The sequence below is a fragment of the Phaeobacter sp. QD34_24 genome (genome assembly GCF_028890115.1).
Taxonomy (GTDB): Bacteria; Pseudomonadota; Alphaproteobacteria; order Rhodobacterales; family Rhodobacteraceae; genus Phycobacter.
Genome location: NZ_JARCJD010000002.1, coordinates 1 through 25,717 on the forward strand (window position 1 = coordinate 1; position 25,717 = coordinate 25,717).

At 63.6% G+C, this 25,717-nt stretch carries 29 protein-coding genes and 1 pseudogene; 19 read left to right on the forward strand and 11 right to left on the reverse strand.

All coding sequences use genetic code 11. The annotated features are described in order from the left end of the window. Positions 1 to 331, reverse strand: a pseudogene (locus PXK07_RS01650) (hypothetical protein); the annotation flags it as partial. 207 nt (positions 332 to 538) lie between these two features. On the opposite strand from PXK07_RS01650, the gene PXK07_RS01655 reads away from it, so the two are divergent. Both PXK07_RS01655 and PXK07_RS01660 read left to right on the forward strand, forming a co-directional pair. Next, entirely contained in the window at positions 539 to 1,126 is a 588-nt protein-coding gene (locus PXK07_RS01655; RefSeq protein ID WP_274846449.1) for a riboflavin synthase, read from the forward strand. Next, the gene (locus PXK07_RS01660; RefSeq protein WP_274846450.1) at positions 1,126 to 1,713 is read left to right on the forward strand and encodes a hypothetical protein; all 588 of its coding nucleotides are present in this window, start codon (positions 1,126 to 1,128) and stop codon (positions 1,711 to 1,713) included. Before PXK07_RS01655 ends, PXK07_RS01660 begins: the two co-directional genes overlap by 1 nt. Before the next feature lie 102 nt (positions 1,714 to 1,815). Here the strand turns inward: PXK07_RS01660 and PXK07_RS01665 are convergent, their stop codons facing one another. Then, positions 1,816 to 2,868: a proline racemase family protein gene (locus PXK07_RS01665; protein WP_274846451.1), complete on the reverse strand. Its 1,053-nt coding sequence runs from the start codon at positions 2,866 to 2,868 to the stop codon at positions 1,816 to 1,818. 185 nt (positions 2,869 to 3,053) lie between these two features. Here PXK07_RS01665 and ribB point away from each other — a divergent pair, with 185 nt between their 5' ends. From ribB to PXK07_RS01690, 5 genes are all read left to right on the forward strand, one after another. Next, the gene (gene ribB / locus PXK07_RS01670; RefSeq protein ID WP_274846452.1) at positions 3,054 to 4,181 is read left to right on the forward strand and encodes a 3,4-dihydroxy-2-butanone-4-phosphate synthase; all 1,128 of its coding nucleotides are present in this window, start codon (positions 3,054 to 3,056) and stop codon (positions 4,179 to 4,181) included. Between the two features lies 1 nt (position 4,182). Continuing rightward, positions 4,183 to 4,749 carry a 6,7-dimethyl-8-ribityllumazine synthase gene (locus tag PXK07_RS01675; RefSeq protein ID WP_274846453.1) on the forward strand — a complete coding sequence of 189 codons (567 nt, stop codon included), beginning with the start codon at positions 4,183 to 4,185 and terminating at the stop codon, positions 4,747 to 4,749. Next, a complete protein-coding gene (gene nusB, locus PXK07_RS01680) occupies positions 4,746 to 5,228 on the forward strand; it encodes a transcription antitermination factor NusB (RefSeq protein ID WP_274846454.1) in 483 nt (160 codons plus the stop codon). Before PXK07_RS01675 ends, nusB begins: the two co-directional genes overlap by 4 nt. Before the next feature lie 199 nt (positions 5,229 to 5,427). Then, entirely contained in the window at positions 5,428 to 5,757 is a 330-nt protein-coding gene (locus tag PXK07_RS01685) for a hypothetical protein (RefSeq protein ID WP_274846455.1), read from the forward strand. Between the two features lie 207 nt (positions 5,758 to 5,964). Beyond that, complete coding sequence (locus PXK07_RS01690; RefSeq protein ID WP_274846456.1) at positions 5,965 to 6,150, forward strand: CTP synthetase; 186 nt, start codon at positions 5,965 to 5,967, stop codon at positions 6,148 to 6,150. Between the two features lie 22 nt (positions 6,151 to 6,172). Here the strand turns inward: PXK07_RS01690 and PXK07_RS01695 are convergent, their stop codons facing one another. Then, positions 6,173 to 6,310 (reverse strand): entericidin A/B family lipoprotein, encoded by a 138-nt coding sequence (locus tag PXK07_RS01695; RefSeq protein ID WP_274846457.1) that lies wholly within the window; start codon positions 6,308 to 6,310, stop codon positions 6,173 to 6,175. A gap of 189 nt (positions 6,311 to 6,499) precedes the next feature. On the opposite strand from PXK07_RS01695, the gene PXK07_RS01700 reads away from it, so the two are divergent. From PXK07_RS01700 to PXK07_RS01720, 5 genes are all read left to right on the forward strand, one after another. Then, positions 6,500 to 6,814: a TraR/DksA family transcriptional regulator gene (locus tag PXK07_RS01700; protein WP_274846458.1), complete on the forward strand. Its 315-nt coding sequence runs from the start codon at positions 6,500 to 6,502 to the stop codon at positions 6,812 to 6,814. Positions 6,815 to 6,912: 98 nt separating this feature from the next. Then, entirely contained in the window at positions 6,913 to 7,422 is a 510-nt protein-coding gene (locus PXK07_RS01705) for an alkylphosphonate utilization protein (RefSeq protein ID WP_274846459.1), read from the forward strand. A gap of 104 nt (positions 7,423 to 7,526) precedes the next feature. Beyond that, positions 7,527 to 8,180: a protein-L-isoaspartate O-methyltransferase family protein gene (locus PXK07_RS01710; protein WP_274846460.1), complete on the forward strand. Its 654-nt coding sequence runs from the start codon at positions 7,527 to 7,529 to the stop codon at positions 8,178 to 8,180. A gap of 97 nt (positions 8,181 to 8,277) precedes the next feature. Beyond that, the gene (locus PXK07_RS01715) at positions 8,278 to 9,699 is read left to right on the forward strand and encodes a TolC family outer membrane protein (RefSeq protein WP_446728342.1); all 1,422 of its coding nucleotides are present in this window, start codon (positions 8,278 to 8,280) and stop codon (positions 9,697 to 9,699) included. 148 nt (positions 9,700 to 9,847) lie between these two features. Further along, the gene (locus PXK07_RS01720) at positions 9,848 to 10,867 is read left to right on the forward strand and encodes a hypothetical protein (RefSeq protein ID WP_274846461.1); all 1,020 of its coding nucleotides are present in this window, start codon (positions 9,848 to 9,850) and stop codon (positions 10,865 to 10,867) included. 135 nt (positions 10,868 to 11,002) lie between these two features. Here PXK07_RS01720 and PXK07_RS01725 read toward each other — a convergent pair whose 3' ends face one another. Further along, positions 11,003 to 12,466 carry a cobyric acid synthase gene (locus PXK07_RS01725; RefSeq protein ID WP_274846462.1) on the reverse strand — a complete coding sequence of 488 codons (1,464 nt, stop codon included), beginning with the start codon at positions 12,464 to 12,466 and terminating at the stop codon, positions 11,003 to 11,005. A 254-nt stretch (positions 12,467 to 12,720) separates the two neighbouring features. Then, positions 12,721 to 13,038, reverse strand: coding sequence for a DUF6280 family protein (locus PXK07_RS01730; RefSeq protein ID WP_008562897.1), 318 nt, complete (start codon positions 13,036 to 13,038; stop codon positions 12,721 to 12,723). A gap of 217 nt (positions 13,039 to 13,255) precedes the next feature. Between PXK07_RS01730 and efp the strand changes: the two genes are divergently transcribed. Further along, positions 13,256 to 13,819 carry an elongation factor P gene (gene efp, locus PXK07_RS01735; protein WP_274846463.1) on the forward strand — a complete coding sequence of 188 codons (564 nt, stop codon included), beginning with the start codon at positions 13,256 to 13,258 and terminating at the stop codon, positions 13,817 to 13,819. 57 nt (positions 13,820 to 13,876) lie between these two features. Here efp and PXK07_RS01740 read toward each other — a convergent pair whose 3' ends face one another. Further along, positions 13,877 to 14,410: a hypothetical protein gene (locus PXK07_RS01740; protein WP_274846464.1), complete on the reverse strand. Its 534-nt coding sequence runs from the start codon at positions 14,408 to 14,410 to the stop codon at positions 13,877 to 13,879. Positions 14,411 to 14,571: 161 nt separating this feature from the next. Next, a complete protein-coding gene (ygfZ, locus tag PXK07_RS01745) occupies positions 14,572 to 15,312 on the reverse strand; it encodes a CAF17-like 4Fe-4S cluster assembly/insertion protein YgfZ (RefSeq protein ID WP_274846465.1) in 741 nt (246 codons plus the stop codon). A gap of 115 nt (positions 15,313 to 15,427) precedes the next feature. Between ygfZ and PXK07_RS01750 the strand changes: the two genes are divergently transcribed. Continuing rightward, a complete protein-coding gene (locus PXK07_RS01750; RefSeq protein WP_274846466.1) occupies positions 15,428 to 16,108 on the forward strand; it encodes a TIGR04283 family arsenosugar biosynthesis glycosyltransferase in 681 nt (226 codons plus the stop codon). A 6-nt stretch (positions 16,109 to 16,114) separates the two neighbouring features. Here PXK07_RS01750 and PXK07_RS01755 read toward each other — a convergent pair whose 3' ends face one another. Further along, complete coding sequence (locus tag PXK07_RS01755) at positions 16,115 to 18,016, reverse strand: ABC transporter ATP-binding protein (RefSeq protein ID WP_446728343.1); 1,902 nt, start codon at positions 18,014 to 18,016, stop codon at positions 16,115 to 16,117. A 126-nt stretch (positions 18,017 to 18,142) separates the two neighbouring features. Here PXK07_RS01755 and PXK07_RS01760 point away from each other — a divergent pair, with 126 nt between their 5' ends. After that, complete coding sequence (locus PXK07_RS01760) at positions 18,143 to 19,378, forward strand: pyridoxal-phosphate-dependent aminotransferase family protein (protein WP_274846468.1); 1,236 nt, start codon at positions 18,143 to 18,145, stop codon at positions 19,376 to 19,378. Positions 19,379 to 19,408: 30 nt separating this feature from the next. On the opposite strand, the gene PXK07_RS01765 is transcribed toward PXK07_RS01760, so the two are convergent. Together PXK07_RS01765 and PXK07_RS01770 are read right to left on the reverse strand one after the other, a co-directional pair. Beyond that, on the reverse strand, positions 19,409 to 19,627 hold the full coding sequence (locus PXK07_RS01765) for a histidinol phosphate aminotransferase (protein WP_274846469.1): 219 nt from the start codon (positions 19,625 to 19,627) through the stop codon (positions 19,409 to 19,411). Positions 19,628 to 19,710: 83 nt separating this feature from the next. Next, entirely contained in the window at positions 19,711 to 20,820 is a 1,110-nt protein-coding gene (locus PXK07_RS01770; RefSeq protein ID WP_274846470.1) for a pyridoxal phosphate-dependent aminotransferase, read from the reverse strand. Between the two features lie 105 nt (positions 20,821 to 20,925). On the opposite strand from PXK07_RS01770, the gene PXK07_RS01775 reads away from it, so the two are divergent. Together PXK07_RS01775 and PXK07_RS01780 are read left to right on the forward strand one after the other, a co-directional pair. Beyond that, positions 20,926 to 22,008 carry an SMP-30/gluconolactonase/LRE family protein gene (locus tag PXK07_RS01775; protein WP_274846471.1) on the forward strand — a complete coding sequence of 361 codons (1,083 nt, stop codon included), beginning with the start codon at positions 20,926 to 20,928 and terminating at the stop codon, positions 22,006 to 22,008. An 83-nt stretch (positions 22,009 to 22,091) separates the two neighbouring features. Next, on the forward strand, positions 22,092 to 22,877 hold the full coding sequence (locus tag PXK07_RS01780) for a crotonase/enoyl-CoA hydratase family protein (RefSeq protein ID WP_274846472.1): 786 nt from the start codon (positions 22,092 to 22,094) through the stop codon (positions 22,875 to 22,877). An 82-nt stretch (positions 22,878 to 22,959) separates the two neighbouring features. Here PXK07_RS01780 and PXK07_RS01785 read toward each other — a convergent pair whose 3' ends face one another. Further along, the gene (locus PXK07_RS01785) at positions 22,960 to 23,850 is read right to left on the reverse strand and encodes a PhzF family phenazine biosynthesis protein (protein ID WP_274846473.1); all 891 of its coding nucleotides are present in this window, start codon (positions 23,848 to 23,850) and stop codon (positions 22,960 to 22,962) included. Between the two features lie 30 nt (positions 23,851 to 23,880). On the opposite strand from PXK07_RS01785, the gene PXK07_RS01790 reads away from it, so the two are divergent. After that, on the forward strand, positions 23,881 to 24,255 hold the full coding sequence (locus tag PXK07_RS01790; RefSeq protein ID WP_274846474.1) for an ArsR/SmtB family transcription factor: 375 nt from the start codon (positions 23,881 to 23,883) through the stop codon (positions 24,253 to 24,255). A 45-nt stretch (positions 24,256 to 24,300) separates the two neighbouring features. Next, positions 24,301 to 25,599, forward strand: coding sequence for a ferredoxin reductase family protein (locus PXK07_RS01795; RefSeq protein WP_274846475.1), 1,299 nt, complete (start codon positions 24,301 to 24,303; stop codon positions 25,597 to 25,599). Positions 25,600 to 25,717: the final 118 nt, after the last annotated feature.

Consider the following 25,717-nt stretch of genomic DNA (forward strand, 5'->3'; position numbering starts at 1 on the left):
AACCGATTGGCAAATCACGCTCCAAGACCCAAACTCGGGGAAAGCTGGGCAACACCAGCCAGTTTCCACACAGCCTCTCCTCGGGGCTGCCGCGATAGGGGATGTAGCTGTCCCGGTGCCGCCAGAAGGTGCTGTCGCCCGCGTTGAAGCCGACCCGCCAGACCGCGCAGCCCGCCGCGCGCAGCATCTTGCCCAGGCCATTGAAGAACGGCCCATGCGGCCCCTGCAGGAACAGGAAGCGGCGGTTCGGCTCCGGGCGGGCCTTTGCACTGGCCTTTACACTGGCCGGTGCGCTGGCCTTTGAGCTGGGGTCTGGGCGGGTCTCGGGCATGAGAAGTCTCTGGTTTTCCGCGATACTACTGCCAATTGGTTAACCAATGACTGGGGCGAAACTATGACCTGCCCGCGCCGCAGGCAATCCGCTTTGCCGCGACAGGTATTCGCCCCTTGCAGCGGGGGAGGGACTTGTGAAGCCGCAGGCCAGGCGCTACCTCTGGGCGTCAGGAACGACAGGAACAACTGGCACGGAGCATCCCCCATGTTCACAGGTATCATCACCGACGTTGGCACCATTGCCGAGCTGGACCAGCAGGGCGATCTGCGGGCGCGGATCAAGACTGCCTATGATACCTCGGGGATCGACCTTGGTGCCTCCATCGCCTCGGATGGGGTGTGCCTGACGGTGATCGAACTGGGGCCGGACTGGTATGATGTGCAGATCTCGGCAGAAACCGTCTCCAAGACCAATATCGACGCCTGGACCCTGGGCAAGCGGGTCAACCTGGAGCGCGCCCTGAAGGTGGGCGACGAACTGGGCGGCCATATCGTGTCGGGCCATGTGGACGGCGTGGCCGAGGTGGTGGAGATCCGGGACGAGGGCGACAGCACCCGCGTGACCCTGCGCGCACCGAAAGAGCTGGCCCGTTTCATCGCGCCGAAAGGATCGGTTGCCCTCAACGGCACCTCCCTCACGGTGAATGATGTGCAGGGCTGCGATTTCGGCATCAACTTCATCCCGCACACCAAGGAGGTGACCACCTGGGGCGATGTGAAACTGGGCGACCGGGTGAACCTCGAGATCGACACCCTGGCCCGCTACGTGGCGCGGCTGGCAGAGGCCGGGTGATGAGTGGCGCGGGGATCGCCGGGATCGGTCACAACAACGGGCCCAGCATGGAGGCCGGGCGCGTCTGGCGCATCCATGCCTGGAAGAAGGCTCAGAAAAAGCTGATGCCCAACACCATCCCGAAGCTGGTCCTGCAGATGCGGATCCGCCGGGCGGCCGAGCTGGGCATGGATTACAAGACCTATGCCCGCGTGCGGCAGACTTCGGGGCAGGACATCACCGGGCTGCTGTTTTCCTCTAACGCGCTGCGCATAATTTCCTACGGCGCCCATATGCCCGAGGCAGAGCGCCGCGCGCTGAAAATGGTACGGAATTCCAGCAAGCTTGCCCTGGTGCATAGGCCGAACAGCCCCGAGGCGGTTCTGGCCGCGCATCCGGTGCTGGATGCAGCAGGGCCTGCGCCGAAGTTCAATGAAAGCTGGTCGCAGATGCGCGCTCGCGTGCAGGATCTGATCAAGAGCCAGGGTCTGCCGGGGTCCTCCGTGGTGGTGATCGGCGATGCGCCCTTGGAAAGCGAGTGGAGCACGGCCGCCCGCGCCGCCGCCTATCTGTCCGCAGCGGAGTATTTCCGACATACTGCGGTCTGAGGCGGTTTCTTTTCGAACAGCGGGGCTCTCCCGCCCCCTGAACCTGCATCGAAGATGCAGGCCCGAGGCGTTGGGCAGGGCGCGCCGCTGGCGCGGCGCGGATCACCACATGTCGCCGACGGTGTAGCCCTTGGGAAAGGGATCGCTTGGATCCAGCGTGTAGCTGGAGAGCCCGTAGATCCAGCCCTGACCGGAGAGTGTCGGTACGATGGCCGGGTAGGGGCCGACCTTGGTTTCCTCGACAATGCGACCGGTGAATGTGGTGCCGAGGGGGCCTGCATTCACGTAGTCCTGACCCAGGCCAAGCTGCCCCTTTGCATGCAGGACCGCCATCTTGGCACAGGTGCCGGTGCCACAGGGGGAGCGGTCGAGGATGCCGCTGGCCTCCTGCGGGCGGGCGGGATCAAAGGCGCCGGTTGAGATCGTGATCGCACCGCGTCCCTGGGTTCCTGCGGCAATGGGCGCGCCCCAGAGATTGGTGATCGTGGGGCCGGTGATCGAAGGGTTTTCCGGGTGGCTGACGGGCAGCTGTTCGACCGTGGCGTGGCGGATGGCTTCGCTCACGCGGGTGATCTCCTTGCCGTTCTCTGCCGCAAGATTCACGCCCAGCCGGTCCGCATCGGCCAGAACGAAGAACATGCCGCCCCAGGCCACATCGACGGTGACGGTGCCGAGGCCCGCGACCTCGACATTTGCGTCCAGATGCATGGCAAAGGCGGGCACATTGCGAAAGCTGACCTTCGTCACCTTGCCATCGCGGCAGTTGGCCCGCACGCGGATCAGCCCGGCGGGGGCCTCCAGTGTCAGCTCGGTCACCGGTTCCACCATCGGCAGGATCCCGGTTTCAAGCAGCACGGTGACCACGCAGATGGTGTTTGACCCTGACATGGGCGGGTATTCGGTCTGCTCGAAGATGATGAAGCCCGCGTCGGCCTCCGGGTGGCAGGGGGGCACCAGCGCATTGCCGCAGAGGCCGGGATTGCCACGCGGTTCGCGCAGCATCATCAGGCGGATCTCGTCGTGGTTGGTGGCCATGTCCTGCATTTTCTCAAACACGCTGGCCCCCTTCAGCAGCGGCATGCCGCCGGTGATGACACGGCCGGGTTCGCCCTCGGCGTGGACCTCATAGGTTTGCAGGATACGGGAGGCACGCATGGGCTTGGCTTTCACTGATGTCAGGTAACGGGACGCTAGCAGCCTTCTGCGCATCTGCAAACGTCGCGTCCCGAATTTCAAGAGAGCCAAGCGGGCTGGCCTTTGGCGCGCGGCTGGGCTATCCCGGCTGGCAACGCGGCAGCGCCATTCGAGGGCCTGCGACACGGATCATGAAAGGCCATGACATGAGCTTTGAAACACCGGGGCCGGTCGAAGCCCGTCTGCGCGACGCGATCAGCCCGATCGAAGAGATCATCGAAGAAGCCCGCCAGGGGCGCATGTTCATCCTGGTGGATCACGAGGACCGCGAGAACGAGGGCGATCTGGTGATCCCGGCCCAGTTTGCCGATGCCGAGGCGATCAACTTCATGGCGACCCACGGGCGCGGGCTGATCTGCCTGCCGATGACCGCCGAGCGGATCGACAGCCTTGGCCTGCCGATGATGGCGGTGAACAACTCCTCGCGGCACGAGACCGCCTTTACCGTCTCGATCGAGGCGCGCGAAGGCGTGTCCACGGGCATCTCTGCCGCCGACCGGGCGCTGACCGTGGCGACCGCGATCAACGATCAGAACTCGATGGCGGCGATTGCCACGCCGGGGCATGTCTTCCCGCTGCGGGCCAAACGCGGCGGTGTCTTGGTGCGCGCGGGTCATACCGAGGCGGCGGTGGATATCTCGCGCCTGGCGGGGCTGCATCCGTCGGGCGTGATCTGCGAGATCATGAAGGAAGACGGCACCATGGCGCGGCTGCCCGATCTGGTGGAGTTCGCCGCCAAGCACGGCCAGAAGATCGGCACCATCAGCGACCTGATCGCCTACCGCGCGCGCAACGACAACCTGGTGACCGAAACCTCGCGCGAGACGGTGACCTCGGAATTCGGTGGCGAATGGGAGATGCGCCTGTTCACCGACCAGACCCATGGCGTCGAACATGTGGTGATGATCAAGGGCGATATCACCACGCCCGAGCCGGTTCTGGCCCGCACCCATGCGCTGCATGAGGCGACCGATATTCTGGGCCTTGGTCCCAAATCGGCGCGCCAGCTGCCCCGCGCGATGGAGGTCATCGCCGCCGAAGGGCGTGGTGTGGTCACCCTGTTCCGCCAGCCGCGCAATGCGCTTTATGCCCATGAGGATGACGGGGCGCGCACCGTGACCATCAAGCAGACCGGGATCGGTGCGCAGATCCTGTCGAACCTGGGGCTGAAGGATCTTATCCTGCTGACGGATTCGCCCTCGACCAAATATGTGGGCCTTGATGCCTATGGGCTGTCGATTGTCGGCACCCGTCCCATTCTGAAGGAAGAGTGATATGGCCGGACATGAAAGCCACTACATCCTGCCGCGTCCCAGCTTTGACAAGCCGGTCAAGCTGCTGATCGTGGTCGCGCCTTACTACAAGGACATTGCCGACAATATGGTCGCCGGTGCCAAGGCCGAGATCGAAGCGGCGGGCGGCACCTGGGATCTGGTCGAGGTGCCCGGCGCGTTGGAGGTGCCCACGGCGATCTCCATCGCGGACCGGACCTCGAACTTTGACGGCTACGTGGCGCTGGGCTGCGTGATCCGCGGCGAGACCACCCATTATGATACGGTCTGCAACGACAGCAGCCGCGCGATTCAGCTGATGGGGCTGCAGGGGCTGTGCATCGGCAATGGCATCCTGACGGTGGAAAACCGCCCCCAGGCCGAGGTGCGCGCGGATCCTGCGGATCAGAACAAGGGCGGTGGTGCTGCCGCTGCGGCCTTGCATCTGATCGCGCTGACGCGTAAGTGGGGCGCCCAGACCAAGGGAGTCGGCTTCAAGGCGCCTTCCGACGCCATCCAGCTGGCTGGCACAGACCTGGCGATCACAGACAACGGACCCACCACGGCATGAGCACCTCAGGCGGCGCCCGCAAGGGCAATGGCAAGACCCAGATGAAATCGGCAGCGCGGCTTTATGCGGTGCAGGCGCTGTTCCAGATGGAACACAGCGGGCAGACCTTTGACCAGGTGATCGTCGAATTCGAGGATCACCGGTTCGGAGCCGTCTACGATGGTGATGAATTCGCCGAAGGCGACCCCAAGCTCTTTCGCAAACTGGTCGAGGATGCCGTGAACTACCAGGCGAAGATCGACCAGATGACCGACCGCGCCCTGGTGGCGAAATGGCCGATTGCCCGCATCGACCCGACCCTGCGCGCCCTGTTTCGTGCGGCCGGTGCCGAAATGGTGCAATCCGACACGCCGGTGAAGGTGGTGATCAACGAATTCGTCGATGTGGCCCGCGCCTTCTTCCCGGAAGGCAAGGAGCCGAAATTCGTCAATGCGGTGCTGGATCACATGGCCCGCGAGGCGCGCCCCGAGGCCTTCTGACCGGGCAAGCCCCATTGCGACATCCATGGACCAAGGCGCGCCGCTGGCGCGTCTTTGCCGTTTTTGCGGGCACAGTCTGGCAATGGCTGGGGGCGGGCCGGTCGAATTCCGCCGATTGCATGTATTTTTGCTATTCGGCGCTGGACGATCGGGATTTCGCTGATACCATCCCCTTGCATCCTACCGGAGGGGGAATCCGATGCCCAAGCTCGTTCGTCTCTATATCCGCAATGTGGCCCTGGGCTTTGCGATTGCGGCGGTCTTTGTCGGGCTGCTTCTGTGGTTCAACGTGATGAACCTGTGGGGGCTGATCAGCACCTCTGACGTGGGCCTTCTGGCGGTGGGCATCCTGTGGTTCATGAACGGGATCGTCTTTGCCGGGGTGCAATTTGCCTTTGCGGTGATGTCCCTGGCCGACAAGGACGACGGCCCGCGCCGCGGCACCCCCGTCGTGAACCTGTTCAAACCCGTCCCGGTGGAAGCGGTTGCGCGCAAGAAGCAGCGCCGCCCGGGTGCACCGCGCGATTGAGCTGCGCCGCGCGATCGAGTTTTGCCGCCTGGCTGGGGCGGTTTCCCTTGTCGGTATTGCACTGGGCCGAAACTGGCCCGAAACTGGCCTGAATACATCGGCCCCAACGCGCTGGGGCGCTGGAATCTGACCCAGATCAAGGCGGTACATTCCGAATCCAAGATATATGGTCGCTGACCGTTTTATGGTATTTGGAGAGATTGCCACATGTATCGTCTAGCCTTCATCCTGCACCTGTTCATCGGCTCGACTCTTGCGGGCAGCGCGGTCGTTGCCGCCCTTGCCATGGGGCAGGACACCCTGCAGCCAATCCTGATTGCCGCCCTGGTCGGTTTCCTGGCCGCCTTTCCGGTGACATGGCTGGTGGCGCGTAAGCTCTACACTCTGCGCTGAGACCACCAGCCGGTTGTTCCGATTACAGCTTTTTCTGAACGTCAGAAGCCGCCTGTTCGATGGCGGTGCCTGCCTTGTTGATGTCGCGTCCCGCGCCTTTTGCGGTTTCGCAGGCGGCAAGGCCCAAGAGGGCAATGCCGATCAGGATGTGTTTGGTCATGCTATTCTCCGTTGTCCTGTTCTATACAGGGGCAGGGCTGGGTTTAGCACCCTGCACCGGCCACAGCCAGAGGCCAGGGGCGCTCCGGCAATACATCGCCATTTCCTGCGAGTTTGTTGATAAAGGTCAATGTCCTATCCTCGGATCCAAGGCAAAAGCCTTCGAATACGCAGTGGGAGGAAACACGCGATGACATTTGAGAACCGCAAACTGGCGCTTGAAGCGCGGCGCAAGGCCTTGTCCGGTCATCTGGTCGAGGTTGAACACGCGTTGGATGAGCCGATGCCCAAGGATTGGGAGGATCGCTCCTCTGAACGCCAGGGAGATGAGGTTCTGGAAAGCCTTGGAAAGGCCGAGCTGGACGAGCTGCGCCAGATCGATGCGGCGCTGGCGCGCTTGCAGGAGGGGACCTACGGGTTCTGCCAGATCTGTGGCGATGAGATTTCGTCCGAGCGGCTGGACCTGCTCCCGGCGACCCCGTTCTGCAAGGCATGCGCCAAATAACCGGATGATCCGGCGCCCCGGATCGCTCTGCCTGCTTGCCGGGCGGCATGGGGCGCTCTAAAGGCTTGGTCGACCATTTCTTGTCGGAGACCTCACCCATGCCCTGCGCCCTCTGTTCGGCCGATGCGCCGCTTGCCTTTTATGACGTCACGGGTGGGCCGGAAGGTGCCGGGGCCGAGATCTGCGCGGCCTGCGCGGATCAGATCGCCGGGGAGCTGGATCCGAACCATTGGCGCTGCCTGTCGTCCTCGATGTGGTCGGAAAATCCAGGCGTGCAGGTTCTGGCCGCGCGCCTGCTGAAACGGCTGGCGGATCAGGACTGGGCGCGTGACCTGGCCGATCAGCTGTGGCTCGACGATGAGACCCGCGCCTGGGCGGAGAACACCGCGGAGGCGAGCGCGCATAAGGACAGCAATGGTGCGCCGCTGGCCCAGGGGGATACGGTGGTATTGATCAAGGATCTGCCGGTCAAAGGGGCCGGGTTCACCGCCAAGCGGGGCACTGCCGTACGGGGCATTTCGCTGGTTCAGGACAACCCCGAGCACATCGAAGGGCGGGTGGAAGGCCAGCGCATAGTCATCCTTACTAAATACGTGAAGAAGAAGTAGCCGCATCCCCACATATGCCGCGCAATTTCACAAAGCGACCGTTGCCGCGCCTGATCTGATGTGTCACAACCGATAGCAACAGACTGAACAGACGAGTTTAGCATATGACTGACTTCGCCGAACGCCGCCGCATGATGGTCGATACCCAGATCCGCCCCTCGGATGTGACGAAATACCCAATCATCGAAGCCATGCTTGCGGTGCCCCGCGAAAGCTTTGTGCCGGATGCGCAGCGCGAGGCTGCCTATGCGGATCAGAACCTGGATCTGGACACTGGCCGCGTGCTTTTGGAGCCGCGCACCCTGGCGAAAATCCTTGATGCGCTGGATATCCAGAACGACGAGCTGGTGCTCGATGTGGCCTGTGGGCTTGGCTATTCCACTGCGGTGACAGCCCGCATGGCGCAGATGGTGATCGGCGTCGAAGAGGATGAAACCATGGGCGGCGATGCCCAGGCGCAGCTCTCTGAAGCGGGCGCCGACAATGCCATCGTGCATATCGGTCCCATGGCCGATGGCGCCGCCGAACACGGCCCCTATGACGTGATCCTTGTGCAGGGCGGCGTGGAAGAGGTGCCCGCGGCCCTGTTGGAACAACTGCGTGACGGTGGCCGCATTGCGGCGATCTTCATGTCCGGTGCGCTGGGCGAGGTGAAGATCGGCTACAAGACCGGCGATCAGCTGTCCTGGCGATTCGCCTTCAATGCTGGTGCGCCGGTCCTGCCCGGCTTTGCCGCAGCGCGGGAGTTCGCGCTCTGACCCCCTGATGAGGGAGAAAGACCCCTGCGTCCGATTGGGCGGGCGCGGGCCAAAAAACCAACCGCGGCTGGCGGCGCGGCAAACGATAAGGCAACCGATGCGAAAGAATTCCCCGGTGAAGTTTCTGAAAACGTTTGTATGTGCTGGCGCGATGATGATGGCCCTCACAGCGCCGAAGACCGCTGCGGCGGACAACCTGTCTGACGCCATGATCGGCGCCTATAAGACCAGCGGACTTCTTGAACAGAACAGGGCGCTGTTGCGGGCGACGGATGAAGGGGTTGCGGTTGCGGTCGCGCGCCTGCGCCCGATCGTCGATTTTGCGATGACGGCAAGCCATCGATACAACCGGGGGCTCGGGACCTTCGGTTTTCGCGATCACGACACCAATACACTGGAAACGGGCATCAGCCTGGAATGGTTGCTGTATGATAGCGGCGCATCGCGGCTGAGCCAGATGGCGGCTCAGGAAACCGTTCTGGCCACCCGTCAAAGCCTGCTCGACATCGAGCAGCAGGTGCTGTTTTCCGCCGTGCAGGCCTATGTGAATGTGCTGTTGCAGCAGGACACGGTGCGCCTGCGCGGCAATAACCTGCGGCTCTTGCGGGAAGAGCTGCGCGCTGCTCAGGACCGGTTCGAAGTGGGCGAGGTCACCCGGACCGATGTCGCCCTGGCCGAAAGCCGGGTCGCCGGTGCCCAGGCCAGCCTGACCCAAAGCCAGGGTGATCTGCTGGAAGCCAAGGCGACATATATTCAGGTCGTCGGTCGCCCCATCACGGTGGTCGCCGGGCAGCCGCCGCTGCCGCAGCGCGTGGCATCCCTGAACGCGGCTGAGGCGGTCGCCATGCGCAACCACCCCAGCCTGTTGGCGCGTCAGCATGCGGTGAAGGCCGCTGAACATACCGCGGCAAGCACCGACAGAAACCTGGGCCCCAGTCTGCGGCTGCGCGCCGATGCGGGCCATTCGATCGATCTGAACAGCAGCAGCTCTGATTCCGATACCTCCGGAGTGAGCCTCACCCTGTCGCAGCGGCTTTACAGCGGCGGGTCCCTGGCTGCGGCGCGGCGCGCCGACATTGCCCGGATGGACGCCGAGAAGGGCGCCTTGATTTCGACCCAGCGGGCGGTGTCACAGTCCGTTGCGGCCGCCTATGTCTCGCTGGAGGCGGCGCGGGCCAGCCTTGTGTCCTCGGGCGAACAGGTGCGCGCGGCGCAGGTTGCCTTTGACGGCATCCGCGAGGAGGCCACCTTGGGGGCGCGCACCACGCTGGACGTGTTGCAGGCCGAACAGGAGCTGCTGAATGCCCAGACCGGCCGGGTGCAGGCGCGGGCCAATCAGGCGCTGGCCGCCTATCAGTTGCTGCAGGCGCAGGGGCTGCTGACAGCCGAGCATCTGGGCCTTGCGGTCGAGATCTACGATCCGACCCTGTACTACAATCTGGTCAAGGATGCGCCTGCCGCGCTGAGCAAGCGCAGCAGGGACTTGGACCGGGTGATGAAGGCTCTGGGCCGCAACTGAGCGCCTCGGCAAAGGCCAGTCGCGCCAGGGAAGAACCGGTGAACAGCCGGGGAAGAACTGAAAATTTACCCTAATTGTTGTGCGGCAGCCGCCGTGCGGCTACACTTGCGCCATTGGGAAGAGTGGTACTGAAGAAATGTCCGAACCGGTGACACAGGCAGAAATCGAAGACGTGCTGTCCTCCATTCGCCGTCTGGTGAGCGAAGACGCCCGAGAGGCCCGTGGAGAACCCGTGGCTGAAAGCGCCCCTGCCGAACCGGAGGCGACAGCAGCCTCTGCAGCTGTTGAGGCCGCGCCAAGCCCGAAATCCGTGACACGTCTCGTGCTGACGCCTGCGCTGCGGGTGAATGACGCAGAGGCGCAGCCCGAGCCAATCCAGCCGCCTGTCAGTACTGCTGCCGCCGAGGCGGCTGAAGACGCTGTCGCGCCGTCTGTCCTCACGGAGGAAGCGCTGGAATACCCGGTCCAGGAGGAGGATTCGGTCCAGTCCTTTTCGGAAACCGACGCTATCCCTGAGCCGGAGACTGATCTGGAAGACGCAGCACCCTGGAAGGACCCCTGGGCGACACTCTACCAGGCGGCAGGCGTGTCCGGGGCAGAGGAAGCAGATGCAGAGCTGATTGATGTGCCGGATGGGGAGGCTGCGCCGAGCGAGGCGTTTCAGGAGCCTTCGGATCGCGTCTCTGCGGTGGTTCAGAAGATCACCGAGCTGGAGGTCAAGGTTGCCCGCTCTCAGGAGCAATGGGAGCCCGACGGGCGCACGGCAGATCCCTTTGCGGGCAGCAATATCGAGACCTTGCAATGGCATGATCATTGTGAGGAGGAGGAGGTCGAGGAGGCCCATCTGACGCAGCAGGAGCCGCAGACAGAGGTGCAGTTCCACCATCATGAGCCTCAGCAGCATGAGCCGTCACAGAGCCCTTCGCAGAGTGGAGAGGATCTGCTGGAGGCGGCGCTGGCGGGCAGCGAAGAAGAGATCACCGCTCAGGCCTTGGAAGCCCTTGCGGGTGAGGAGGCCTTCATCGACGAGGAGAGCCTGCGGGAGCTGGTCGCCGATATCGTGCGCGAGGAGCTTCAGGGCGCCTTGGGGGAGCGGATCACCCGCAATGTGCGCAAACTGGTCCGCCGCGAAATCCATCGCGCCCTGGCGGCGCAGGATCTGCTCTGACCGGGTGCCTGGGAGTGCGCCCGGGGGTGCGGTGGCGCTCCCGCCCGGATCGGGCATTTGTTAAAATCCCCTCTCCCGTTGGGCCTGGCGCCGCGCGATGCGCGGCGCGGTCGCGCCTGGTCAATTGTCCGGTTCCTATTTCGGCGGGCTGACCGGCTGTGACAGGGCCAGCAATTGGTCGAGATCCATGTAGCGCTCCAGATGCGCAGCAAGATCGTCCAGCGTGGCATCGACGCCCTCCTCATAAGAGGTGCGGCTGTCATGGCCCAATCCGGCGAGGAAGGAGGCGCGGAAGGCATCGGAGCTGAACAGCCCGTGCAGATAGGAGCCGCGCACGCGCCCATCGGGCGAGGCGGCGCCTTCGGACCTGCCATCGACGCTGAGCCAGGCCTGGGCGCAATCGGGCCCTGAGGTGCGGCCCATGTGGATTTCATAGCCAGAGACGGGCAGGGCGCCCTCCAGCGTTTCGGCTTCGGTCAGGGTGACGCGCTTGTCGCCTGCCATCGTGGTGTGTACGTCCAAGAGCCCCAGGCCTGCGACCTTGCCGGGGCGCCCGTCGACCCCTTCCGGATCGTCGATGGTCTTGCCCAGAATCTGATAGCCGCCGCACAGGCCCAGCACATGGCCGCCGCGCCGATGATGCGCCAGGATGTCGATATCCCAGCCTTGGGCGCGCAGAAAGCTGAGATCCGCGATGGTTGACTTGCTGCCGGGGATGAGGACCAGATCCGCATCGCCGGGCAGGGCGCGGCCGGGTGGCACGATCTCAACCGTGACATCGGGTTCGGCGGCCAGCGGATCGAGATCGTCGAAATTGGCCATCCGTTCCAGCTGTGGTACCACAACCTTGCAGGCGCCGCCCTTGCGCGATGCGATATCCATCATGTCCTCGGCCGGCAATTTCCAGGCCTCCCAGAACCAGGGGATCACGCCCAGCGACGGCCAGCCGGTGCGTGCCGCGATATCGTCACGTCCGGCATCAAACAGGCTGAGATCGCCCCGAAAACGGTTCACCGCAAAACCGACGATATGGCGCTGATCCTGCGCATCAAGCACCGCCTTGGTGCCGACGATCTGCGCGATGACACCGCCGCGGTGGATATCGCCGACCAGGACCACCGGCACATCGGCGGCGCAGGCAAACCCCATGTTGGCAATGTCGCCCTTGCGCAGGTTGGTTTCTGCCGGAGAGCCTGCGCCTTCGATCAGCACAAGGTCGGCATCTAGGGCAAGGCGATGGTAGCTTTCCAGCGCAGCCTCCAAGAGACCGGATTTGTCGCGCATGAAAGAGGCTGCCGCACGGGTGCCGCGCCGCTTGCCCTGGACGATGACCTGGGCGCCGGTGTCGGTTTCGGGCTTCAGCAGCACCGGGTTCATATCGGTATGGGGGGGGCGCAGGGCGGCGCGGGCCTGCAGGGCCTGGGCGCGGCCGATCTCGCCGCCCTCGGGGGTGACAGCCGCGTTGTTGGACATGTTCTGCGGCTTGAAGGGGGCCACCCGCAGACCGCGCCGCGTATAGGCACGGGCGAGCCCCGCTACCAGAAGGGATTTGCCGACATTGCTGCCGGTGCCCTGGATCATGAGTGCCCGTGCCGTCATGCGCTATGTCCTGCTGTTCGCCGCGGTTGGGGCCGACAGTTGCAATGGGGGCGGGCAGAGGTCAACGGCAATCGCAGGGTTTGCCGGATAGGATGGGACCAGGCCTCAGGGGCGTGCATCGGGCGGTGCACAGGGGGTGTACGGGTGGTGTACGGATGGCACCGGCAGAAAACACGTCTCTGAAAAAGAAAAACGCGCCCCCCAGGACGCGCTTTTCTCTACCTCACAGGCAGCTTTTTGGCAGGCAGCTATGCTCAGGCAGCCTCGGCCTGGGCTGCATTGCGGCGTTCGCTTTCCTCGCGCGACAGCGCAACGGATGTGCGTACACCACGACCAACGAATTCCATCAGACCGGAGACCACACGCTCGTTCGGGTCGATCCCGGCGCAGGAGAGAACCTCACGCCCGTCACGCGACCGTGCCCAGCGGGCGATCTGCTCGGGGCCGTTTCCATATTTCTTGTCGTCGGCGATGGCGTCATCCAGCGCTGCCAGGACCACTGCGGCAAAAAGCTTGCGTGCGCGGTTGCCCTGTTCGTTGTTGTAAGCTGTGCCGTCAACGAAATCTCGCATCCCGTTTCCTTTGTTGTTCTTGCTATTGCAGTTTCGGCGTGGCGCTCCTTATGACGGAAGTGTGACGATTCGGGTAGCCCACAATTGCATAGCTTTCATGCAAATTGTGCATAGCTTTCCGGTCTTGCACACGACATATCGTTGTCTTGCCAGCCGACTCATCGCCAGATATAGGGGCGCTTAAGAGTTCATCAACCACCCGAGAGGGAATTTTCCGATGCCCAAGATCAACGGTAACGAAATCCGCCCTGGCAATGTTCTGGAGCACAATGGCGGTCTGTGGGCCGCTGTGAAGGTCGATCACGTGAAGCCCGGCAAGGGCGGCGCCTTTGCCCAGGTTGAGATGCGCAACCTGCGCAACGGTTCCAAGCTGAACGAACGCTTTCGCAGCGCCGACAAGGTGGAACGCGTGCGCCTGGAGCAAAAGGACCAGCAGTTCCTTTATGAAAGCGATGGCATGCTGGTCTTCATGGATGCCGAAACCTACGAGCAGATCGAACTGCCCGCGGATCTTCTGGGGGATCGCCGCCCCTTCCTGCAGGATGGTATGACCATCGTGGTGGAATTCTACGAATCCGAAGCGCTGAACGCGACCCTGCCGCAGAAGGTCACGTGCCAGATCGTCGAGACAGAGCCGGTGGTCAAAGGCCAGACAGCAGCCAATTCCTTCAAACCGGCGATTCTGGACAATGGGGTCAAGGTGATGGTGCCGCCCTTCGTCGGTCAGGACGAGATGATCGTGGTCAACACCGAGACCATGGAATATTCCGAGCGCGCCTAAGGTCGCCGCTGATCCAAAGACAGACCCCGCGCTGCCCGGCGCGGGGTTTTTCGTGTCTCAGTCCAGGGACAGGCTGAAGCCGCAGCTGTCCATCATCTTGCCATAGGCGGCGGTGAAACCGGCCAAAGAGGCACGAAAGACCATGTTACCCCCGGTGCGGATCTCCATGTGGCTGCCCTGTTTCATGGCCTGCAGGGTTGGCAGGTTATCGGTGAGATTGAGCACGGCATGGGCTTCGAACAGGCCTTCCTCGTTGAACCGTGCCTCCGCCGTGGTCGAGAAGACCGCGCCCGTATCGGTCACGAACTGAACGTGCTGACCATCCTGCATCTGCGTTTTGTAGTGCCGTGGCGCGGTCTCGCTGAGGCTGGGATAGGGGTAGACATAGGGAGGCCCCGCATCGCCATTGGAGATTTCGAGGCGCAGCACCGGCTCTCCGTCGCCGCCGGTCCAGGCGGTGCAACTGCGGCGCAGGTCCTCTCCGGTGTCAGTCTCTTCGACCCAGACCTGCCAATCATCGTATTCCCAGTAAAACTGCGCCTGGGCCTGCAGGGGGAGGGTTGCAAGTGCCAGAATGAGAAGCCTGAGCATTCCAGGATCCTTTCAGGATGTCTGCCGACCGTAGTGGTGCGGCTTGGAGGCGTTCTAAGCGTCAGAGGTTAAGGGTATATTGCCTCATTTTTGTGCGCTTGTCTCCTCCATTGGTTGTGAAGGCGCCGCCCAGGGCCGCATTGTCTGGCCTGGCACTGGGGTCATCCCTGCCAGGTGAGCCGGGCTTCTCCGGCCTGCATCTGCTTGTCCTTGGCCCGATCATAGCGCAGGTAGGCAATCGCCTGGGAGCCGCTCTGTGTGAACAGGGTGCCCACGGGCTTGCCGTCTACGGTGATATCGCTGCCTGCCGGGGCCGTGCCTTCGATCGCGACCACCTGCAGCCCCTTGCGCAGCTCGGTCTTGTGCTTCATCCGGGCGGTAACCTCCTGGCCCACATAGCAGCCCTTTCGGAAATCGACGCCATTCAGGGCCTCAAAGCCGGCCTCCAGGATGTAGCTGTCGGGGGATAGTTCTCGGCCGGTTTCGGGGATGCAATGGGCAACGCGCAGGGCGTCCCAGTCGCTGCCATCGTCGCCCTCTTCGCTTCCATAAAGGCGCCAACCCATATCCGCATGGCGCGGATCGGCAAAGGCACCTTCCGGGGCCTCACCGGTGCCGCGCCGCAGCTTCAGGTCGCTGACCGCGATCTGCACATCGGCGCGCAGCCGGTACATGGTCAACCGTTTCATCAATCCGTCAGCCAGATCTGCCGCCACATCGAGCAGCACCTCCTCGCCCCAGGGAACCAGGAAGAAATCGGCGAGATACTTGCCCTGCGGCGTCAGCAGGGCGGCATAGACCAGCCCGCCCTGATCCAGTTTCCGCACATCATTGGTCACCAGCCCTTGCAGAAAGTCACGGGTATCGGGGCCGGACAGGGAAAGGATCGTGCGGGTGCTCATGTCTGTTCTCCTCTGGATGCGGCGGATGCGCTCTGGGCCATGTTCTTGGACGGCCAAGTGATATAGGCCTGCACGTGATATAGGAATGACAGCCGAGTTGAACAGGAAACTGCCCATGCCAGCGCCGATCAGTATCGTGATCCCCACACTGAATTGCGAAGGCGAGCTGCCGAAATGCCTTGAGGCCCTGATGGAGGGGCTTTCTGCCGGGCTGATCCGCGAGTTGATCGTCACCGATGGCGGGTCAACGGACCAGACATGCGCCATGGCCAGGCAGGTTGGCGCCGAAGTGCTGACCGGGCCGCCCTCGCGGGGCGGGCAGCTGCGGCGTGGCTGTCAAGCGGCTGCGGGAGAGTGGCTGTTGATCCTGCATGCGGACAGCCGCCTGATGCCGGGCTGGAGCGAGGTGGTGGCACAGCATCTGGAAGAGGGGCAGGGCAGGCCTGCCTATTTCCGCCTGGCATTTCGGGCGCTGGGCATTCGCCCCGCTCTGGTGGCCGGATGGGCCAATCTGCGTTCGCGCCTGTTCGGGCTGCCTTACGGCGATCAGGGTCTGCTGATCCGCCGGGGGGACTACGATGCGTCGGGTGGCTATCCCGATCAGCCGCTGATGGAGGATGTCGCGCTGGTGCGCCGCCTCAAGGGGCTGGTGGAGCTGCCCGCTACGGCGGGCACCTCTGCCCTGCGGTATCAGCATCAGGGTTGGCTGCGGCGCGGTGCCCGCAATCTGCTGTTGTTGACCCGCTACGCCTTGGGCGCCGATCCGGAACGACTGGCGCGGGCCTATCGGAAATAGGCGCCGTCAGCCCTTGTTGGCGGTCGATCCGACGAAGATGCGCCGCAAGAGGCGGCGGAACGGCCCGCTGTCGTCCTCGGTCTGGTCGGCCGAGGCCGGAACTTTGGTGGCGACTTCTTTCCGTTCCACCAGGGTTTTGCCGTCCTGGAACTGCAGCCGGTAGAGATCGGCGTAGATGCCGCCGCGCTCCAGCAGTTCGGCATGGGTGCCCTGGTCCATCACCTCGCCGCGTTCCATCACCACGATCTTGTCGGCGTTGCGGATGGTGGAGAGGCGGTGGGCGATGACCAGCGTGGTGCGCCCACCCGACAGCCGGTCCAGCGCCTGCTGGACCACCTTCTCAGACTGTGCATCCAACGCCGATGTCGCCTCGTCCAGAAGCAGGATGGGGGTGTCACGCAGCAGGGCGCGGGCAATCACCACCCGCTGACGCTGCCCACCCGAAAGGGCCGAGCCGCGCGGACCCACCAGCGTGTCCAGACCATTGGCCAGTTTCGGCAGGAAGTCCGACACATGCGCCGCATCCAGCACCTCTTTCAGACGCTCCTCACTGACATCGGTGCGGCCCAGCAGGATGTTTTCCCGCAGGGTTTCATCGAACAAAAGCGCCTCTTGCGTCACCACAGAGAAGAGACCGCGCAGACCGTCAAAGCTGAGGTCTGAGACGGGAACGCCTCCGATGCTGACACGTCCGGCACCGGGATCGACCAGCCGGGTCAAAAGGTTGAAGATGGTGGATTTCCCCGCTCCTGACGCGCCGACAAGGGCAATGGTCTTTCCGGCCTCGGCGGTCAGCGACAGATTCTTCAGGATGGTGGTCTCGCCATAGTTCAGCGTCACATTCTCCAGCCGCACCTCGGGCAGACCCTTCGGCGGCTGCACCGGTTTTGCGGGTGGCTGCAGCTTGATCGGCGCATCCATCAGCTCCTTGATGCGCTCCATCGCGGCGGCGGCGCTTTGCCAGATGCCGCTGATCGAGGCCAGACGCCGCATCGGATCGAAGGCCAGGCCGATGGCGGTGAAGAAGCTCATGAACTCGCCCACGGTCTTTTCGCCGGTGATGATCTCCTGGCCGCCATAAAGCACCACCCCCATGACCCCGAGACCGGCCATGATATCGATCATGCCGGTGATCGAGGCGGTGCCGAAGGAGGCGCGCACTTCGGAGCGTACGAACTGGTCCATATGGGTGCCGAAGCGCTGGGTCTGATAGCTTTCCAGGCTGTTCAGCTTGATCGGCACGATGCCGTGGAAAATCTCATCCAGCCGGGTGGCCAGGGAGGCGCCCAGGTCCCGCGCGGCAGCGGCTTTCTTGCGCACATAGCGTTGCAGGGCGGAAATCGGCAGCAGCAGCAGCGGCAGGCCGATCAGCATGATCAGCGTCCAGCGCCAATCGACGCTGATGGCGACCCCCAGAACCGCGATCATCTGCGCCATGTCGCGCCCGGCGCCGGTGATCACGGCCTGCCAGACCTGGTTGATGGCCATGACGTCGCTTTGCACCCGTTGGATCAGGAAACCGGGGGGGTGCACCTGGTGAAAGGCCGGATCCTGCCGGATCAGCCGGTCAAGCATATCCTTGCGCATATGCGCCGCCGAGGTCTGGGAGATCTTCGACAGGATCACCTTCTGGCAGACGCTGGCGATGCCGCGCATCGAGAAGATGATCAGAAAGGCGAGGCTGACCCAGAACAGCGCATCGGTGTTGCCGGCCACGAAGACCAGATCGAACATCGGCTGCATCATGTAGCTGAGCGCCCCGACCGTGCCGCCCTCGATCAGCATGAAGATCAGCGCAAGCCCCAACAGGCCCATGTAGTGGCGCAGATAGCCCCGCCACAGCCAAACAATCAACTCGCGTGAGGAGGTGTGCTCTTTTTTCATGCGGGGAGGTTCCGGCTGTAACATCTGCAGGGCATTTGAGAACCGGATTCGATTTCCGGAATTGACCTTCCATAACCGAATTGTAGGGTGACGGCAATTTCGAGAGCAGACCGCCGCACGGGTGGTCCCGATTTGCAAGGATACCACGACATGAGCGGTACAGAGCTATCCAAGGGCACTCTGGCAGCGGGCCGATCCTATCTGGCCATACCCGGACCTTCGGTTATTCCGGATCGCGTCTTGCAGGCGATGCACCGCCCGTCGCCGAACATTTACGCGGGCGAATTGGTGGATATGACCGCGACCTTGATCCCGGATCTGAGAAAGGTGGCGCGCACGGCCCATCACGCGGCGATCTATATCTCCAACGGCCATGGCGCCTGGGAGGCGGCGCTTTCGAACACGCTGGCGCCGGGCGACAGGGTGCTGGTGCCCTCTTCGGGGCGGTTTGCGATCGGTTGGGCGGAGATGGCCGAGGGGCTGGGCATCGATGTCGAGGTGATCGATTTCGGCAACCACGCGCCCTGGGATCTGGCCCGCGTGGCCGAGCGGCTGCAGGCCGACAATGCCCATCAGATCAAGGCGGTGCTGGCGGTGCATGTGGATACCTCCAGTTCGATCCGCAACGATGTCCCGGCGCTGCGGGCCCTGCTGGATGAGGCCGGACATCCGGCGCTGTTGATGGCCGATTGCATCGCCTCGCTGGGCTGTGACCGTTTCGAGATGGACGATTGGGGCGTCGATGTCATGGTCACCGGGTGCCAGAAGGGGCTGATGGTGCCCGCGGGGATTTCCTTTGTCTTTTTCAACGATAAGGCGGCAGAGGCGCGCGCGGCTGTGCCGCGTGTCAGCCGCTACTGGGACTGGACACCGCGCGCCAACCCGCAGGAGTTCTACCAGTATTTCGGGGGCACCGCGCCGACCCACCATCTTTATGGGCTGCGGGCGGCCCTCGACATTCTGAACGAGGAGGGGATTGAGAACACCTGGGCGCGCCACGCACGCCTTGCCCGTGCAATCTGGGCGGCCTGCGAGGCCTGGGGGCAGGGCGGTCCATTGGCGATGAATGTCAGCGATCCGAGCCTGCGCTCCCATGCGGTGACGGCGCTGCGCCTTGGGGACTCCCGTGCAACTGAACTCCGGACCTGGCTGGAGCAGAATCTGGGCCTGACGCTTGGGATCGGTCTTGGCATGGCGCCGCCGAACAGCCCCGAATGGCATGGTTTCTTCCGCCTTGGCCATATGGGGCATCTGAACGGTCATATGGTGATGGGCCTGCTGGGCGGCATCGAGGCAGGCCTGCGGGCGCTGAAGATCCCCCACGGCGAAGGCGCGTTGGATGCGGCCGCTGCGGTGATCGCCGAGGCAGGCACCCCCTCTTCCTGACAGGCAGGCGGGATCAGCAGGTAGGCGGGGTCAGGCCGGGCGCTGGCCCAGCTTGATCTCGAGCCGTGTGATCAGGTGGTTGATGAAAAGCGCCAGCAGCAGCACCGGCACCATTCCGTATAGAACCCAGATGGCAAAGAAGACCCACATCAGGTTGATGCCGATGAAACTCAGCACCGTTTCCAACAGGTCGGGGGTTGTCTTCTGCTCGTGGAAGTCGGGGTCGTCGTAGTCCTTGAACTCTCGCATGACGCAGCTCCTCGGTCGCTATCCGAAGGAGCCTAGCGAAAAGCGGTGAATTTCGGGTAAAGCGCCCCGCGTGGGCCCTGAGCCTAGCTGCTGCGCGCCTGCTCCAGGGCGATCGGTAGGGCCTTGGCAAAGGCTTCCAGATCCTGCGGGCGGCCGCAGCTGACGCGGATGCAGCGGTTCTGCGGCGCCGCAAAGGGCATCCGCACAAAGACGCCCTGAGCCACCAGCCCGTCCAGCACGGCCTTGGCAAAGGCGCCGTCCTGACCGCAGTCGATGGCGACGAAATTGGTGGCCGAGGGCAGGGGGGTGAGGCCGTTCTCCGCAGCGATCTCGGCAATGCGTGCCCGTGCGGTGGTGATCTCAGCCTTGATGTGATCCAGCCAGTCCTGATCCAGCAGCGCCGCAAGGGCGCCTGCCTGGGCGGCGCGGTTCATGCCGAAGTGGTTGCGCACCTTGTTGAAGGCCGAGATCAGCCTGGCCTCGGCCATGGCATAGCCCACGCGGGCGCCGGCCATGCCGTAGGCCTTGGAGAAGGTGCGCATGCGGATGACGCGGGTGTCGTGGATGTCTACCGGGGCGGCGGTGCCTTCCGGGGCGCATTCCACATAGGCCTCGTCCAGCAACAGCAGGCAGCCCTCGGGCAGGTGATCCAGTGCGGCCACAATGTCTGCGCCCCGGTGCCAGCTGCCCATGGGGTTGTCGGGATTGGCAAGATAGACCAGTTTCGCGCCCACTTCGGCTGCCTTGGCAAACAGGCTCGCGGGATCTTCGTGGTCGTCCTTGTAGGGCACTGTATGCAGCGTGCCGCCAAAACCCGCCACGTGGTAGTTGAAGGTGGGATAGGCGCCAAGCGAGGTCACCACGTGATCGCCACTCGTGATCAGCAGGCGCACCAGGTAACCCAGCAGACCGTCGATGCCTTCCCCCACCATGATATTGTCGGCCGAGACCCCGTGATGCGCCGCAAGCGCCATGCGCAGGTCGTGGCTTTGGGCATCGCCGTATTTCCAGATCTCCGCCGCTTCGGCCTGCATCGCGGCAATCGCCTTGGGCGAGGGGCCAAAGACGTTCTCATTGGCACCAAGCCGTGCGATGAACGGCGCGCCACGTTCGCGCTCCTGCGTTTCGGGGCCGACGAAAGGCACGGTTGCGGGCAGGGATTGGGCAAGCGGGGTGTAGCGAGGTGTGGTCATGGAAGGGAAATAGCGTGAAGCGGCCCCTGCCATCAAGAGTTCAGGTAAGGCTTGCAGGCAGGTCATGCTGGGCGCAGACTGCCGACCATTAAGGGAGAGATACTGATGCGTATTGTTCTGGGGGTGCTGGCGCTGGGGCTGGCTTATCTGTTGTTCTGGCCGGTGCCGGTGGATCCGGTGGCCTATCATCCGCCCAAGGGGCCGGGCTTCACCGGGGAGTTCGAGGAAAACAACGCATTACAGGCGGCGCAGAAGGTGGTGCTGCCCGATGGGGCCATCGGCCCCGAGGATCTGGCGGTGATGCCGGATGGGACGGTTTACACCACGGATCTGGCGGGTACCCTCTATCGTATCGATGGCGAGGTGCCGGAACGGGTAGAGGCGCTGGGCGGGCGGCCACTGGGGTTGAAGGCGGGACCGGATGGCGCGCTTTATATTGCTGACAGTTTCCGCGGGATCCTGCGCTGGAATGGGCCGGGGACATTGGAAACCCTGGTAAGCGAAATAGATGGCGGGCCGGTGATCTATGCCAATCAGCTGGATGTGGCGCGCGATGGCACCATCTATTTCTCCAACTCCTCGGATCGGTTCGATCCCGAAACCATGGGCGGTACCAAGCCCACCTCGGTGCTGACCATCTGGGAGCAGTCCGATACCGGCTATGTGGCGCGGCGAACGCCGGATGGCAAGGTCGAGAAGATCGCCACCGGCTTTGTCTATACCAATGGCGTGGCCCTGTCGCAGGACGAGGATTTCCTGCTGATCAATGAAACGGGGCGTGCGCGGGTGCATCGCCTGTGGCTCAAAGGGCCGGAGGCTGGCAAGCAGGAGCTGTTCCTGGGCAACCTGCCGGGCTATCCCGATAACCTGGAGGCGCAGGGCGATGGCACCTTCTGGCTGGCCTTCGCCAGCCCGCGTGTCCCGTCCGAGGTGCTGATGCCCTATCCCTTCCTGCGCAAGGTGCTGTGGCGGCTGGGTCCAAAGGTGCGTCCGGCGCCGATCCATCGCGGCATGGTCATGCAGTTCGATCAGGATGGAAACATCCTGCGCACGCTGCAGGATCCGGCCGGGGGGCTCGGCATCACCACGGGCGCGCGCCTCGTTGGCGATCAGCTCTATGTGATGACGCTGGACAGTGACGGCTTTGCCCGGTTGCCACGCGCCTATATGCCGCCCATCCGGCGCTAGGCCAATCTGCCCCGGCGTTAGTCTGGATCACCGGGGCGTTCCGGGGCAGTCTGGCGCAAACGGGATTTCAGGAGGAGCCGCAGATGGCACGGGTATCCGTCGAATATAAGGATCACATCGCCCATGTGACGCTGACGCGCGGGGACAAGATGAACGCGCTGGATGACGAGATGATCAAGGGGATCGTCGCGGCCGGACAGGAGGTTGCCGCCTCCAAGGCGCGCGCGGTTGTGCTGACGGGAGAGGGCAAGGGCTTTTGCGCCGGTCTCGACCTGATGAGCTTTGCCAAGATGGGACAGATGGACCCCGAAGAGTGGCTGATGACCCGCAGCCATGAGGATGCCAACGAGGTACAAGAGGTCGCCATGGCCTGGCGCCGCGTCCCTGTGCCGGTGATCGCGGCGGTCAACGGTGTCTGTTTCGGGGGGGGGCTGCAACTGGCGCTGGGCGCCGATATCCGAATTGCGGCACCGGATGCGCGGTTTTCCGTGATGGAGATGAAATGGGGCATCGTTCCCGACATGGGTGGCATGGCGTTGCTGCCGCGCCTCCTGCGCTCCGACGTGCTGCGCCGCCTGACCTATACGGCTGAAATCTTCGAGGCGCCGCAGGCGCTGGACTGGGGATTGGTGACTGAAGTGACCGAGGATCCCCTGGCGCGGGCGCAGGCCCTTGCGGCAGAAATCGCAGGCAAGAACCCCGAAGGCATCCGCGCGGCCAAGCGGCTGATCGAAGTGGCCGAGTCATCGGATCGTGCCACCGTGCTGATGCAGGAAAGCCGCGAGCAGGTTGGCCTGATCGGCAGACCCAACCAGATGGAGGCCATCGCCGCCCAGATGCAAAAGCGCGCGCCTCAGTTCAAGGATTGAGACGGCGTCATTCGATCCGTTTGGGCCAGATCGCCTGACCGGCGGTCTGGTCCTGCACACCAGGCCAAACCGGCAGATCGGTTCAGCTGCTGGCAGCTGGTGGCGCCACAAGCGCGCCGTTTCCGACGAAAGAGACTTCTCCGGTGACGGTGACACGGGTGATCCCCGCCGCACTTCCGTAGGGGGTCACCCGCAGCTTGCTGGGCCGATCCATGAAGTGCCCCTGCTGCAGGGAAAAGCTGCGGTCTGCAGGCACCAACCCGTGTTTCAGCGCATAGGCGCCGATGACCCCGGCGGCACTGCCGGTGGCCACATCCTCCATCATCCCGTCATTGTTCCAGTGGCGCCCCTCAAGGCGCGTGACATCAAAGAGATAGGCGAATTCGGCGCCGAGTATGTGAAGCCGTGTTTCAAGATCGGGAATGGTGATCCGGGCCTGCTCCAACCCGCCCTTCACAGGGATCACGAGGTATTTCAATCCGGTGGAGATGACCTCCAGCGGCAGATCCGCCAGGTCTGACGGGGCCAGGTTGAAAGCGCGGGCGAACTCCGCGCGGCGGCTGTCGGGCACGGTGGCAAGGAAACAGGGCCGCCCCTGGTCGAGCGTGCCGAAATACCGCCCGGCACGGGCCGTCGTGGTGATGCGCACCCTGCGGTCCCCGCGCAGAGTAAAACGCCACTCTTTCGTCCCTTGCGCGCCGCTGGCACGGTGCAGGCTACAGGCGGCGCCGATGATCGGATGGCCGGCAAAGGGCAATTCCTCAACGAGGTCAAAGACCCGCGCTTTGATATGTCCTTCGTGCTCATCCAGAAAGATCGATTCGAAGTGGCGCAGCTCTTGGGTCATGGTCAGCATCTGCGCAGGTCTCAGGCCTTTGCTGTCTGGAAACACCGCAAGACTGTTGCCAGCATAGGGACGGGCGGCGAAGACATCGCAGTGGATGAAGTTGTACAAGGGGGGTAGCTGTGGCATGAATGCCTGCATAGTGAGGTGTCTATATAGATGATTGACTATACGCCTGCCAATCTTCTGTCAATCGCCGCGCCGCTCAAGGCGTTGGCGAATGAAAACCGGCTGCAGATCCTGCATTGGCTGAGCGATCCTGAATGCCACTTCCCGCCGCAGCAGGATGGGGATCTGGTGAAGGATGGTGTCTGCGTCGGCTTCATCACAGAAAAGATCGGCTTGCGGCAGCCGACGGTGACCAATCACATGCGCCTGTTGCAAGAGGCGGGCCTGGTGACCAGCAAGAAGATCAAGAACTGGGTGTTTTACAGGTTGGTGCCCGCCCGTGCCGACGAGATACTGCACCAGACCGCCGGGCTGTGGCAGGCGCCGGACCGGGCCAGAGGGAAGAAGGCCGATGCCGCAGGTTGAGCAGGATCAAGGACCAGGGCTGCTCATGCGCGCAGGAAGGATCCCATGACATCATTTGCCCTCTTGTTGCTATACGTGCTTGTGGTCACGCTTCCCTTGGGCGTTTCCTGGATCTTTGGCGGGCCGCCGCGACCGTTCTGGGCAGAGCTGGGCAGCGGGTTTGGCATGTTGGCCTTCTCCATGATCCTGGTGGAGTTCGTCCTGTCGGGCCGGTTCCGGCGGGTGTCCTCGGGGATCGGCATGGATGTGACCATGCGGTTTCATCAGGTCATGGCGCGGGCGGCGCTGCTGTTTGCCCTGCTGCATCCGTTCTTCTACGGCGGAAGTGCGGTCGGAGGGCCACGGCCCTGGGATCCCACGCGGGTTCTCACCGTCAGCACCGATCTGACCGCCATGGCCGGGGGGATCCTGGCCTTTGTCCTGCTGCCCGCGCTGGTGGCGCTTGCGGTCTATCGCAGCGATCTGGACTACAAGTACGAGACCTGGCGCCTGATGCACGGGATCGGCGCGGTTCTGATCGCGGGCGCTTTGTTGCATCACGCGCTGAGTGCCGGGCGCTACAGTGCCGAAGCCGAAATGGTCTGGCTCTGGGCGGCGATGGTGGCCGCTGCCATCGGTTCGCTGATCTGGGTCTATCTGATCGAGCCAGCCCGCGCACGCCCCTGGCGGGTGACGGAGATCAAGCGTCTCACCCCCCGCCAATGGAGCGTAACGGTCACGCCCGAAGGGCACGCGGGGCTTGACTACAAGGCGGGGCAGTTCGCCTGGCTCAATATCGGCCATTCGGCCTATTCCCTGCATGAAAACCCGTTTTCGATCAGTTCTGCGCCGGATGCCGGAGCTGATGTCTCCTTCGTGATCAAGGAACTCGGCGATTTCACCGGGGCGCTGGATCAGGTGGCGCCGGGAACCCGTGCCTATCTCGACGCGCCCTATGGCAGCCTCACGGTAGAGGGCCGCGATGAGCCGGGCATCGCCCTGATCGCGGGCGGAGTTGGCATTGCGCCCATGCTCAGCGTCCTGCGCCAGTTGCGGCTGACCGGGGATCCGCGCAAGCTGCGGATCATCTACGGCAACCGGGCCGAGGAGCAGATCGTCTTCCGCGAGGAACTGGCGGCCGAGGACACGGTTCTGGTGCTGTCCGAACCGCCCAAAGGCTGGGCGGGAGAGCATGGAATGATTGACGGGGAGCTGCTGGATCGCTGTTTCACAGAAGAGGAAATCCGCAGCTGGCTGTTTGTCCTTTGCGGTCCGCCTGCCATGATGGACGCGGTGGAGGATCACCTGATTGCGCGGGGGGCGGCCTCTGATCGCATCCTGTCGGAAAGGTTCGACTATGGCTGAATTCCTGAAACACAGTTCCCTGCGTCGCCGGATTTCCCTGGCGATCCGAGGGGTGATCTTGGTGATCGTCCTGGTGCTGGTGATCTTTCTCTTTCGCTGAGGCGAGGCAGCGCAGATC